The sequence below is a fragment of the Micromonospora sp. NBC_01699 genome (assembly GCF_036250065.1).
Taxonomy (GTDB): Bacteria; Actinomycetota; Actinomycetes; order Mycobacteriales; family Micromonosporaceae; genus Micromonospora_G.
On sequence record NZ_CP109199.1, the window covers coordinates 5,065,471 to 5,078,666 of the forward strand.

At 68.6% G+C, this 13,196-nt stretch carries 8 protein-coding genes; 3 read left to right on the forward strand and 5 right to left on the reverse strand.

Features of this window, described 5'->3' with window-relative positions; translation table 11 throughout:
* Window positions 1–21: 21 nt before the first annotated feature.
* The 3 genes from OG792_RS20815 to OG792_RS20825 form a co-directional block, all read right to left on the reverse strand.
* Window positions 22–2,889 carry an SNF2-related protein gene (locus tag OG792_RS20815; protein ID WP_329101350.1) on the reverse strand — a complete coding sequence of 956 codons (2,868 nt, stop codon included), beginning with the start codon at window positions 2,887–2,889 and terminating at the stop codon, window positions 22–24.
* 148 nt (window positions 2,890–3,037) lie between these two features.
* The gene (locus OG792_RS20820; protein ID WP_329111344.1) at window positions 3,038–4,159 is read right to left on the reverse strand and encodes a hypothetical protein; all 1,122 of its coding nucleotides are present in this window, start codon (window positions 4,157–4,159) and stop codon (window positions 3,038–3,040) included.
* A complete protein-coding gene (locus tag OG792_RS20825; protein ID WP_329101352.1) occupies window positions 4,159–4,674 on the reverse strand; it encodes a DUF4365 domain-containing protein in 516 nt (171 codons plus the stop codon). The genes OG792_RS20820 and OG792_RS20825 overlap by 1 nt, the downstream gene beginning before the upstream one ends.
* A 310-nt stretch (window positions 4,675–4,984) precedes the next feature.
* On the opposite strand from OG792_RS20825, the gene OG792_RS20830 reads away from it, so the two are divergent.
* The 3 genes from OG792_RS20830 to OG792_RS20840 all read left to right on the forward strand — a co-directional run bounded on the left by OG792_RS20830 (window position 4,985) and on the right by OG792_RS20840 (window position 10,464).
* Window positions 4,985–6,331, forward strand: a complete 1,347-nt coding sequence (locus OG792_RS20830; protein ID WP_329101354.1) for a serine/threonine-protein kinase — start codon at window positions 4,985–4,987, stop codon at window positions 6,329–6,331.
* A gap of 95 nt (window positions 6,332–6,426) precedes the next feature.
* Window positions 6,427–9,252 carry an AAA domain-containing protein gene (locus tag OG792_RS20835; protein ID WP_329101355.1) on the forward strand — a complete coding sequence of 942 codons (2,826 nt, stop codon included), beginning with the start codon at window positions 6,427–6,429 and terminating at the stop codon, window positions 9,250–9,252.
* 48 nt (window positions 9,253–9,300) lie between these two features.
* Entirely contained in the window at window positions 9,301–10,464 is a 1,164-nt protein-coding gene (locus OG792_RS20840; protein WP_329101359.1) for a hypothetical protein, read from the forward strand.
* Between the two features lie 1,052 nt (window positions 10,465–11,516).
* On the opposite strand, the gene OG792_RS20845 is transcribed toward OG792_RS20840, so the two are convergent.
* Both OG792_RS20845 and OG792_RS20850 read right to left on the reverse strand, forming a co-directional pair.
* Window positions 11,517–12,260, reverse strand: coding sequence for a hypothetical protein (locus OG792_RS20845; protein ID WP_329101361.1), 744 nt, complete (start codon window positions 12,258–12,260; stop codon window positions 11,517–11,519).
* Window positions 12,239–13,129: an IS5 family transposase gene (locus tag OG792_RS20850; RefSeq protein ID WP_442932452.1), complete on the reverse strand. Its 891-nt coding sequence runs from the start codon at window positions 13,127–13,129 to the stop codon at window positions 12,239–12,241. The genes OG792_RS20845 and OG792_RS20850 overlap by 22 nt, the downstream gene beginning before the upstream one ends.
* Window positions 13,130–13,196: the final 67 nt, after the last annotated feature.

Here is a 13,196-nt window from a genome sequence, read left to right on the forward strand (position 1 = left end):
CGCTGCGCTCGGTGCACTCGCTCATGCGGTGCTCCCGGTCTTTGGTACGACGACCAGCAGCGGGCGGACCAGTTGCCGGTCCGGGTTCATGTCGGCGACCAGCTTCTGCTCCTGCCCGATACTGACCCGGCGTTGCTTCAGATCGCGGCGCTGAATCAGCTTGTCCGCCTCGTCCTGCCACTGGGCGAGCCGATGCGACCACTGCTCGACCCGATGCGCGACGTCCTTCTCGGCCGCCGCGAACAGGTCGCGCATCTGCGCGCGGGCGTGCTGCACGGCCGGGGCGATGAACCGGCCGAGCGACTCGGCGTCCGGCACCGGACCGGGGTTGGCTCGCGCGGCGTCGAAGCCCAGCGCGGCCAGTGCCTCGGCTGCCGACGAGTGCGGGGTAACCGGGGCGAACGACAGGGTGTCGGGCGCCGGAAACTCGACGGTGAGCCACGCCGCCGAGACGACCTGCCCGCGCCGGTTGGTGAGCGTGCCCAGCAGTAGCACAGTCGGGTCGTCGACGTTGCCGCGGACCGCGAACACCTGGTTACGACCCAGCCCGGCCAAGGCCCGGTCCGAGGCCCAGTCCAGTACCGGGTGCAGCGGGCTCAGGTAGTGCGCGTCCGGCCAACTGGACTCGGTGTCGTCGCGCAGCGCCTGCTCTAGCCGGTCCTTGCCCCGGGGCAGAGTGGTGGCCAGGACGAGCTTGTCGGTGACCCTCCGGTCGGCGAGATAGCTCTGCGGCAGGAGATCGAGGCGTTGCACCAGGTCGGGTGGCGGGGTCAGTTCGGCGGTACCGAAGGCGGGGTCGCGGCGCCAGGCGACACCGTTGTTGCTCAGCGGCCCGGTCGGGTCGACGAAGGCGGCGTGCAGCGCCTCTTCGAGGTAAGAGACGTCGTCGGGGTAGAGCCCTGACCCGGCGGTCCCGGTCGTCTCGGGCAGCGGCTCTTCGTCGGCGTCGTCGGCGTCGACGATGCCGAAGAACATCGCCGACAGGTCGTCACCGGCCAGCACCTCGTCCGGGGTGCGCACCACATCGTCCAGGTCACGCTGCCCGGCTAGGACGGCGCGGATGGCGGCCTCCTCGCCCTTCACGTCGTACTGGCCCATCAGTGAGGCCACATCGCCGAGCGCGCGGTGTGCCTCGTTCTCCTTGCCGACCAGCTTTGCCAGGATGCGGATGTCGCCGGCGAACCGGCCGCCGTTTGGCTCCAGCAGCAGGGCGGTGATTCGGGGCGGGTGCTGCTGGCCGTACCGGTCGATGCGGCCGTTGCGCTGCTCGATGCGGATCAGGCTCCACGGAATGTCGTAGTGGATCAGCTCGTGGCACTGGGCGTGCAGGTTGACCCCTTCGGAGGCGACGTCGCCGGTGACCAGGACACGGACCGGGGCGTGTTCCTGCTTGAAGGCGTCGACAATGCGCTGCTGCTCGTCGTCGGGCAGGCCGCCGTGCATGATCGCGACGGCCTCGGCGGGCACTCCGAGGTCGGCCGGCAGGTGTTTGTGCAGCCAGGTGAGCGTGGCAACGCGTTCGGCGAACACCACCGCCCGCATCGGCGAGCCGGATGCGACGCCGACCTCCCGGAGCCGCTGGACCAGCCGGGCGTACTTGGCCGAGCCCGCCGCCAGCGTCGCCGTGTTCAGGCCGGCCAGCCGTTCCAGGGCCGCACGTTCAATATTCGCGACGGCGTCGTGCGTGAGACGACTCAGACGCTGCCGAACGGTCTCGGCCAGCGCGACCGGCGACGACAGGAATGCCTTGGCCAGCGTCCACGGGAACAGCGACGCGTTCTGCCCGGAATAGGGGGTGCGCTTGTCCGGCGGCCACAACCACACGTCCTCGAGCTCGCGGGCGACCGCGTTTTCCGCCGGGCTCGCGGGCACCAGTACGTTCTCCGGTTCCTGCCGTTCCGCCCAGTCGGCGCCGACAACGCCCGCTACCTCGTCGCTGTGCCGGTGGCGGCGGATCACCAACCGTTCGATCTCGGCGGCCACCAGTTCGCCCCCGGGCGGAATCGCGGACGGGTCGAGCAGCCGAACCAGCTCGGCGAAGGACTCCTTGCGGCCGTTGTGCGGGGTCGCCGACGCCAGGATCAGCGTCTCGGTATTGCGGGACAGCGTGCGGGCCAGCCTGTTGTTCTGCGTGGACGCGTTGGCCAGATTGTGCGATTCGTCGATCACGACCGCGTCCCAACGCTGCTTCTTCAGGCTGGCCGCGTAGCGCTCCGACTTCAGCGTGTCGATTGAGATGATCGCCCGCCGGAAGTACGTGAACGGGTTACGGTTCGCCGGGAGCTTCTGCCGGACCCGTTGAATACCGGCCGAGTCGAGACGGACGAACGGCAACGCGAATCGCGACCACAATTCCTGCTGCATCTGTTCGAGCACGTGGCGGGGCGTCACGATGAGGATCCGCTCACCTCGGCCACGGCGCACCAACTCCGACAGGATCATACCGATTTCCAGGGTCTTGCCGAGCCCGACCGCGTCGGCCAGCAGGATCCGGGGACGTAGGTTTTCCGGGTCCAGTGCCTTGCGCACGGCGGTCTGCTGGTAGCTCAACGGTGTGGCCAGGGCCTGCGTGGCGACGGTGAGTGAGCGATCGGCGAGCGGAACGGCGGTCTTGCGGTAGGTGGACTCAAGCCAGAGGCGGGCCTTGCGGTAGCGCGGGCTGTCATCCGCCACGACGCTCGCGGCTGCCGGGTCGAGCGGTGCGATGCGGTCGAGGGAGGCATAAAAGCTGGCCGTAACGTCACGGACCAGTTCACCCAGACCGCGGACGTGCACGAGGAGCCCGTCCGCGGTTTCCTCTGCGGTCTGCACCAGCCACTCCTCGTCCCGAATGACCACCACCGACCCTGGCGCCAAGTCAGGTGCCGACTCGGTACGGACGTTGCTCATGGTCGTCACACCTTTCCCGTCGAGCCGCAGCGGCGCGGTAGATCCTATGTGGATCAGAGACGGCAGGAGACCCCTCGCCCGGCCATCCAGGGTGGACCGGCAGCTGTCCTGCCCCCACGAGTGGCGGAATCACCGCAGGCAGGGCTACTCAGGTTGCGGTGCCGCCGTCCAGAATCTCGACGTGGGAAACTCGCTCGATACGCCCACGTACGGCGGTGCCGATGACTCGCACGTGCTGCCGGCGACCGTGTGCGTCGACGAGCTGCTGGTAGAGGGCGTCCGGCAGCAACACCCGAACGGACCGTTCAGAGGAGCCGTACACGGTGGAGATCGGGCCCCGCACGGTTGCCTGGCCGCCCTCGCCGATATCCCGACGCAGCTTGCTGACCTGACCCTCCACCGTGACCTCCCCGTCCGGAACGGCCACCTTGAGCTGCTCTGCCGCCGCGCGCAGGACCTCGATCCGCCGGGTGCTGAAACGGAACGAACGCGCCGGCACGGAGGAAGGTAGCTGAACAGCCCAGTTGAACCTGACGTCGTAGGGAACACCGTCGCGGCCGAGCTTGGCGAGGGCGTCACAGACGTTCGCCGACACGCCCTCACCGGTACGGCGCAGAAATAGTCCAAGATCGAATTCGCGCTGCGCCTCGCCTGACGCGGCAAAACATGCCCTCACCGCGCGGTGCATCTGCAGCGACACCCGGCGGGCGAGCGGCGGATCGGCATTCACGTCGGCACGCGGCACGGCGAGCTGTGCCGCGATCGCCCAGCTTCCGGCGCGTGGGGTTCCCAGTCGCACAGTACGGGCGAAGTCGAGCGCACTGTCCGGCCGACGCCCTTGCACCAGCATCGGCTGCTCGCTCATCAGAGCGTACGTGGACGACACGACCAACTCCCGCACTCCCGCCAATGCGTCCACCGCATTGAACAGGGGAATCGTCCCAGATGGACCGCTGGGCAGAAGCCGGAAGGAGAGCGTGTCCGCGCCGGTGGTCTCCAAATCGTCCAGAAGCAGCCGGATCGGGCGCTCCTCGACGGCCGCCACGGTGGTGAGGAGGTCAGAGACGCGGCTCGCGTAGTCGCGCAGGTCCCGATCGCCGGGGACCAACACCTGGAAGTCGCCGTCGTCCTCGCGCCGCGACCATAAGGTCGCCCGTTCGAGATGCTGTTCCGGCGCCCAACCGGTGGACGACAGATAACGACTCAACGTCTCGGGCGTCAGGGCCGATGCGGCACCTAGCTCGTCAGCACTCACCACGACAGGCGGCATCATGACGCGGGCACCTGTTGCGCCGGGACGGGACCAAGAAGCGACCGCAGGCCGTTGACGGTCAGCAGGTTGCGCTTGGGCACGGGAACCGTGACGTGGCGCTGCGCGGCCTGGTCGATCAACGGCGACCTGCGCAAGGACGCCCAGTACCCGCAGTGACTGAGGCGCATGGATGTCTCGTCCACCTGGGCGTACTGACCGGCATCCGGGGGAACGATGATCAAGAAGAGATAGCGCGACACCGCGAACCCCTCACCGGCGAGGTTGTTGTAGTGGCGCACGTCCATGGGGTAATGCCAGTCCAGCTCGGTCCCCTTCGGGCTGGACCACGACTTGACCTGTGCCTCGATCTTCGGAAAGCGGACAGTGCCACGCGTCCCTGGAAAGTCGATGGAGAAGTCCACGCCCGTGTGGTCGACGTCCTGCTGACCGGCGATCAGGCCGGCGGCGCTGGCCAGGACACGCACGAAGCTCTCGCCGAAATATCCTTGATGGTTGTACTTGCCGTAACTCATCCACCTTGCCCCAGGGCCACACCCGACGCGCTCCGTGGGCGTAAACATACTTCCGGTCACCGTTGCTGAGAACCCCTCAGGCCGCCCGGGTTCGACGCGATCGATCGTCGTGCCGGCGGCAGCGCCACTATGCCGGGGATTCGTCTTGCCGTCGTCGCCAATCACTTGGGATGCTCGCTGCCGTGCGGATTGACACCCGAGCGACGGCGGGGACGAGGTGACGCGGGCGGCGTCGGGCGAGCCGCCGATCCACTTTTACGCGCATCAGGCGCGGGCGGGCGAGGCCGGTGCCCGTGAGGATTTCGAGCAGATGATCGGGCTCCTGGTCGAGGCGGTACGCGGCGACGCCCGGCTCGTCTTCGCCAACGGTGGCGACTGGGGCATCGACGCGTTGGTCGGCGACCTCAACGGTCGGGTCACAATCTGGCAGGCGAAGTACTTCCCGCACGGGGTGACGAACAGGCACCGGGGGCAGATCGAAGGTTCGTTCGCCTCGGCGGTGCGCAACGCATCCCAGCACGGCTACCACGTTCAGGAGTGGGTGCTCTGCGTCCCGTCCAGTCTCGACCCGCAGATGACCCGGTGGTGGGACGGCTGGCGGCAGACGCAGACGCGGCTCACCGGCGTACGGCTGGTCCTGTGGGACGAGACGGGCCTGCGTAGTCAGTTGATGCAGCCAGCCGCGCGGTATGTTCGGCGTGCCTACTACCACCCCTACCGGGACATTGGCGACCAGGACATGGACCATCCGAAGGGCTCGGAGTCGGTCACGATCCCATCCTCGTCGCCACGGCAACCCCCGGACCACGCCGCGAGCCCCTGGCGTGGTGGTGACGAACGCCGGATCGGCACGCACCGCTACCTGTTGCACGAAGACCCCGTTGAGCAGGTCAGCCTCGACCATTCGTGGAGTTGGCGGGAGGCGACCGCCGACCGTGTCCAGCACGATCCGCTTCGAGTCCGGCTTCGCCAACTCCACCTCGTCCGGGAAACGTCGACGGCTCAGCGGCGCCGCGACGAGGTACGCGCGCAGGGCCGCCTGTTACGCAAGCTCGGCGGTACGGGCGGGCTGCCGTCACTCGACGGTCTGACCGAGCAGGCCGCCGCCACCACGCTGGTCACGGTGCTGCCTGCCGGGCCTTTCTGGCGACAGGCATTCGGCCCGACCGGTACGCCGCTGGCCTGGTTCCCCGCCACTGGCGTGCTTGGCGCGGCGGCCGAGGTCTGCGCCACGTTGGCCGTGCTGCACCGGGAAGGGGCAAGTCACCGGGCGCTCGGTCCCGACAGCATCGTGCTCACCGGACGTACCCGGCGCGCGGCGCTGGTCGACGGCGGTCTGGCCGCCCTCACGCCGCAGCCGGGTGAGGGGGTTCCCGGCTACCGCGCCCCGGAGCAGCACCGGGGCGGCCGATCCTCGATCCCGGTCGACATCTACCAGGTGGCGGCGCTGGTCTATCACACGTTGACCGGTCATCCGCCGTCGTCGTACGCAACGCCACCGATCCGGGCCAGCCTGCCCGAGTTGCCCGAACACCTCGACGACCTGCTGCTGCGCTGCCTCGACCCGGACCCGGCCCGCCGTCCCGTCGACCCACGCGCGCTCGCCGCCGCGTTCCGCGAGGGACGTCGGCTGCTCTCCCAGGGAGGTACCCGCTGAGCATCGCGTCCCTATTCCTGCCGGGCCCGGTCGCGGTCGTACCGTCCGGCAAGGCCATTGACCAACTCGCCCAGGGTGGTCTGCGTGATCCGTCCGTGCTGATCAACGAGTTCGGCAGACTCGCCTCGTCTAACGCGCTGCCTGCGCGGGTCGAGCCGGACCGGTCCCGGCTGGTCGTCTACAGCCAGCGTTGGGCGGCGTGGCTCTATCCCAGTGATCACGGTGACGCGTACCGGCTCGGACACGTCTCACCGCTTTCCTTCAAGGACCAGGAACGGCTGCTCAGGGCGGCGCTGGTGCTCGGCGGTGCGGCCGGCTGGTCGGCCTATCACCACGTCCGTGACGTTCCGCAGCGGTCTTCGTCACACTGGCCACTGCTCTGCCAGGCCTGGTTGAATTTGGGCGTCGCACGTCCGGAGGCGACGCCGACGATGCCAGCGCACCACATCGAGTACCTCGACCTGCTCACCGATGTCATCGAGGCGACCCGGGACATCGAGATCGCGCGGCAACGCCAGGCGCGGGCCCTGCCGTACCGCAGGCTGGACAGCACCCGTGAGGAGCGGCACTCGGCGCGTGGCGTCTACGCCTTCCAACTGCTCCACGGCGCCCCGGTGGCCAAAGGGGCGCTGGTCTTCGTCACCGATCAACCCGACCTGCGCGGGCGGGTGCTGCGGGTCAAGGACCGGGAGGTCACCGTACGGTTCGACAACCCGGTCGACTACGCCCGGATACCGAAGCAGGGTGCGTTGCAGGTGCTGCCCAGCGACCGCGTCTACCGCGCGCAACTCGACGCGGTGGAGGCTCTTCGGGAACGGCGTGCTACCCAACCCCACCTGCTCACCCAGTTGGTCGACCAGCGTCTCGCGCCGTACCGGCCGGACACCAGCGCGCAGCCGCGCGAGACGCTCGACCCGGCGCAGCTACACGCCTTCCGTGCCGCCCTGACCGTGCCCGACCTGCTGTTGGTGCTCGGGCCGCCCGGTACCGGGAAGACCCGCACCATCACCGAGATCGCCGCCGCCAGCGCCGGACGTGGGCAGCGGGTACTGGTCACCTCGCACACCAACCGCGCCGTCGACAACGTGCTCGAACGACTACCGCCGGACGTTCGGGCGGTCCGGGTCGGCAACGAGGATGCGATGACCGCGCACGCGCGCGGGTTCATGGTGGAGACGCAGGTGGAGGCGCTGCGGCAGGAGATTCTGGCCGCGACCGAGGGTACGGCGTCGCGGCTGGCCCCCTTCGTCGGTGTCGACGACCAGGCTGAGCGGTGGCTGGGGTACCTGGCCGCGCGGCTCGCCGAGGCCCGGATAGCGGACCGGGACGTCCAGCTCCGCGCCGCCGAGTTGGCACCCTCGGTCGAGCGGGCCGCCGCACCGGTCGCCGCACAGCTCGCCGCCGCCGGCCAGGGGGCACGGGAGTCGCGCGCGAGCCTGGAACTGCTCGCCGAGAAACACCGCAACCGCGAGCGGCGGGCCAAGGCGGCACGGCGGCGGGCCGCCCGGGGAGTGCTGGCGTTCTTCTTCCGTTGGCTCGCCGACCGCCGGGAACGGCGTCTCGCCGCGACTTTCGAGCAGCTCAGCGCCGCGCGGACGGCGACGCGACTGGCCGAGGAGTCGTACGCTGCGGTTCGTGCCCAAGCCGACGCGCTGATCGCGGCCGACCCGGAAGTCAGGGCGATCACCAGTGCCCGCGACATTGCTTCCGAGGTATATGAGAAGGCGCTGGGCGAGGCCACGCGGGCCGGGGAGAACGCGCGCGAGGTGCTGCGCCCGGCGGTCGCCGTACCCGTCGGGGTGCCGGAAGACCTGGCCGGCTGGACGCGGCTGCACCAGGAGTTGACCTCGGCGGCGACCCTGGCCCGTCTCCGGGCCGGGCTGCTCACCCAGTGGCGCGACCAGGTGGCCGTCGCCGAGCAGGAGCTGCATCGAGAGCTGGTGCGGTACGCCGACGTGGTGGCCGCCACCTGCATCGGTACCGCCACCACCGCCCTCCTGGCCGAGCTGGAATTCGATGTGGCGATCGTCGACGAGGCCGGGCAGATCTCCACGCCGAACCTGTTGGTACCGTTGGTTCGGGCCCGCCGGGCGGTGTTGGTCGGTGATCACAACCAGCTACCGCCCTTTCTCGACGACGAGGTACGCGACTGGGCCGACAACCTCGCCGCCGATGTGCCTCCTGCGGTCGCGACACTGATCGGTGACGTGCTGCGGCGCAGCGCCTTCGAACGGCTCTATCCCAGCTTGGGCGACACCAACCGGGTCATGTTGCGGGTGCAGCGGCGTATGCCGGCGGAGCTGGCCCAGTTCGTCTCGGCTGCCTTCTACCGGGGACTACTGGAGACCGAGCATCCCGGCGGTCCGCCCGACCCGGTGTTCCGCGCGCCGCTGGCAATGATCGACACGTCGGACCAGCCGGCGACGCGGCGGAGGGAGCAACCCGGCCGCTCGGCGGACGGGCTGGGGCGGCCCGGCTACGTGAACGAGCTGGAGGCCAGGTTGATCGTCCAACTGTTGGGCCGATACGTCACGCGGTACGCCGACTGGGCGGTCATCGTCCCGTACCGGGCACAGGCCGAGCTGATCACCCAGCTGCTCACAAAGGAACTGGGTGATACCGGGGTGGCCGACAACGTGGGCACCGTCGACTCGTTCCAGGGCGGTGAGCGGGACCTGATCGTCTACGGGTTCACCCGCAGCAACCACCGGGGCGAGATCGGGTTCCTCAGCGAACTCCGGCGCCTCAACGTGGCGATCACCCGGCCCCGGCGTCAACTGGTCCTGGTGGGCGACACGACGACTTTGCTCGTCGCGCGCGATCCGGGCTTCGCCGCGTTAATCCAGTCGTTGACCGACCATCTCGACGCGGTGGGCGACCGCCGGCCCTCCCGGGAGATCGAGACGGTGCTCGGTGGCTGACAGAACGGCATCCGTACCGATGATCAGCGCGGAGAGCGGGTTGTTGTCATGAGTCGGGTCATCTACCCCGCCCGGCGAGCCATCGAGCACGCGGTCACCGTGCCAGATGTGCGCCCGTCGCGACTCTTCCCGGTGCTGTGGCCGCTGTGGCAGGTCGAGACGTCCGCACAGGTCTACGACGAGCAGGCGTACGAGGTGCTGGATCGCTTCCTGGTGCGGGGCATCCTGGAGGCCGGGCTGACCCGGTCGGCGGACCTGGCCGCGTTCTACGGCCTGCCCGACTCGTTGGTGGATCGCTGCCTGACGTTTCTCTCCCTCATCGGACACGCCCGCCTCGCCGAGGGGGTGGTCACGCTCACCCCACTCGGGGAAAGTTCCGCCCGAGCCGGCATTCGCTACGTGCCGAAGGAAAGCCGCCAGCAGCTTCTCGTCGAACGCTTCACCGCCCGGCCGCTTCCGCGCAGCCACTACCAGGGTTCGCTGAGCCTGCTGCCCATCCCCGACGTGCCGGCCGAGCGGGTCAGCGACGGATCGCACTTCGCCCCGCTCTTCTCGCCCTCGACCTTCCGGCCGGAGATCGTCACGCGGCTCGGGGAGCGTCCCGACCGGTTCGACTTCAATCTGCCCAAGCAACTGCGGAATCTGCGCGTGCTCGGGCACCAGGACGCATACCTGCCGGCGTACCTCATCGAAGGCACCGACGGCCGGTTGCTGGCGTACAGCGGGGTGGGCGGGGAACGGGACACCTTCCTGGAGTCGGTGTGCGATCGGGTCCCGATGATCAGGCAGTTGATGGCCGCCGAGCCGTCGCAGGATCCGCGAGAGATCTGGACCGGTTGGCTCGCGGACGGCAAACGAAAGGGCACTCTGCGGCACCTGCCCAGCGGTGTCTGGCGGGCAACGCTCATCGCGGACAGTTTCGGTGGCACGCCAAAGCTGCCGCTCAGTCGGATCGGGTCGTACCAGTTGCGCAAGCGGCACTTCGCGCAGATCTGGACCGACGACACGAAACTACGGCGGCAGGCCGCCATGCAACGGGCTCTGGCCATGACCCAGCTCCGCGAGGTCCGTACCCGAGCCGACCTCACCAGCCGATTGAGGACAGTGGCCGAACAACTTGAGGTGACCACACCCACCCTCGACGAACTGCACCGGTACGCGAAGAGAGAACAGTTGCACACGTACCTCGTTCACCTCGACGCGCTGGAGTAGCTGCATTTCGGTTAACGCGACGACGATGTTGCGGTGCCCCGCGCTTCTGTGGCCATGGTTAGCCTGGCTCCTGTGGACGTCGGATGGTTCCGACGGGCTGCTCGACGCCGCTGCCAACCGTCCGGCCGGCAGGCTGTGCTGGCGGAGGCCGAACGCCTGTGCGCCTCCACCCCGAGGATTCTTCGGCTTGAAGGTCTACGTGTCAGATGGCCAAGGCGAAGAGGATCCCCTGGCCCGATGGTCGAACGAGCAGTCATGAGAAGCGTGAGCCGTAATGTGGATCTCGAAGTCCCCGACACCTCCAGCATCGGCGAAGTCTATGGCGCAGCCGTCAGGGCAGGGATCGCGTGTCCCGGACGCGGCAGGGCATTTCTTGTCCACTACGCAATGACCCTGCGTACCTGGTTCACTTGCGCGGGCAGTTGCGTTTGTCGTGCCCCCGGTAGAAACAGACGCTGCACTGCCCAGCGTTGGGAGAAACTTTGCACGACCGCTTGTCGTGCCCTTCTGCGCCGCACCAGGAGCAAGTACGGGTCCCGCTCGCGCTCATCTTTGTCCTTCGAGTCGTCCATGGCTCGCCACGCCACAGGGAGGCAAACGTAGCTGCATCTGATCGGCCACACGCATCCAACACACCTGCCGAAACAGGTGTTCAAGCGTTGAACAGTAGAGTCCGGGCGCACCACGGTCAATCAGAGACAGCCTTCGCCTTGGCGCTCGGAGCAGCGGCGCACACTCGCCCCTGACGAATCGCATTGCCGCAGAGCGGCCGTGCGACGAGCCGGAGCGGTATAGATCCGGACGGCTGACCTGCGGACGCAGGTCCGCAACCTGGTGACGCAGCACAAGCATCTCGACCTCTTTGAACCGCTCGCCGCGCAGGCCGAGCACGATTAACTGCTGACCCGGCACAGGAACAGGTAGCCACACGACGGGACTATCGGCGCCAGCATGGCCACCGACGCGGCCTCGACGTCGCACGAAACCAGCGTCAACCCTCCGAGGCCGAGCTTTCGGTCATCTGAAATTGCCCCGTGCCTGCCCCGAGGCGGTCAGCGAACCGCTTCAACGACGACATCGGACATCGTGCTGACCTGCCGGAAGCCGGCCTTGCGCAACGCCTCGGCCAGCGTCTCGGCAGCCGGGCTGGCTCCCTGGAACGAGATGGACAGCGTGCCGCCGGATCGCAGCACCCGCGCCGCGCCGGGAGCCACCCGATTCCAGTCGATCACGTCGCGCGGCGGAAGCCGGTACCCGACGATCGAGTCGACGGTGTTCGGCGGGAACAACTCACCGATGCGCTCTCCCGGTGCCTGCACCAGGTTGGGAATGCCGCGCCGCTCGGTACCGGGTACCTGCGGGTTGAGGTTGATTGCACCCTCCGGCTCGTGCGGCGCCCCCGCGCCGCCTATGTTGACCGTAACCCGCCCTCCCTCCGTTTGCGCCTGCCGCATCAGCGCCCGTGCCTGTGCCCGCAGCGACCGGGTCTCCGCGCCGACCCGCCACGCCTCAAAGCCGGCCGCACCGAGCGCCAGCAGCACGAGGCCGAACGCGATGGCATCGGCCTCCGCAGTCAGACGCGCCCGCTCCACGCTGCCGGCCGGCACGAGATCCATGTCGGGACACACTGCCGTGCCCTCCGCCGCTAAGGTCGTCTGCGCCTCCCGGTAGCTGCCGTACGCCTGTATCCCCGCCGCCGCTGTTGCGGTACCAAGCAGCACCAGCAGCGAAACACCACTGGTGAACGGTGCGAGCAGCAGCGCTAGGCCGTGTTTCATAAGCCTGGTCGGAGCCACTCGTTGATCGTGGCGATGTGCACGGTGGCCTGATAGCGGACGGCGAGTTTGTCATAGCGGGTGCCCAGGGCTCGGTTGCGTTTGAGCTGGTTGATGCCGCATTCGACGGCGTGGCGTTGCCGGTAGGTGATGGGGTCGAAGGCTGGTGGCCTTCCGCCCTTCGAGCCCTTCCTCTGTCTGCTCGCGGCCTGGTCGATCTTGATCGGAATGGTCGCGGCGATCCCTCGACGGGCCAGATACAGGCGGTTGGCGCGGGAGCTGTATGCCTTGTCGGCCAAGACCCGGTCCGGTCGCGTACGGGGGCGGCCGGCGCCGGGGCGAGGAACCCGGATACCGGCCAGGACTGGGACGAACTGCGGGCTGTCCCCACGCTGTCCGGCGGTCAACACCGTCGACAGCGGCTTGCGTCCCTGCTCACAGGCGAGATGCAGCTTCGTGGTCAGCCCACCCCGGGACCGTCCCAGGGCGTGATCGTCGGGTTCGTCATCGACACCACCGGGGGACTCGACCTGTAACTCCGGGCGGGTACGGGCGCCGGCGGCGTGCTGGTGGGCGCGGGCACTGGTGGAGTCGACACTGACGTCCCAAGTGATCAACCCAGCCGCGTCCGCCCTCGCCTGCAACCCGGTGACGACGTCCCGCCAGACCCCGGCACGCTGCCACCGACGGAACAGTCCGTAGATGGTCTGCCAGGGCCCATACAGTGCGGGCACGTCCCGCCACGGCGAGCCGACCCGTGTCCGCCACCGGATCCCGTCGATCAACTGCCGTCTGCTCCACTTCGGCGGACGTCCTGACCCACGTGGCCTGGGCAGCAACGGCACCAGCGCCGCCCACTGGGCGTCGGTCAGGTCGTGTCGCCTCGTCACCGCTAAGGTGGCCACGAGGTCTCCGGTTATGGGTTCTTCTTCGTCGTTGAACCACCTACCGGAGACC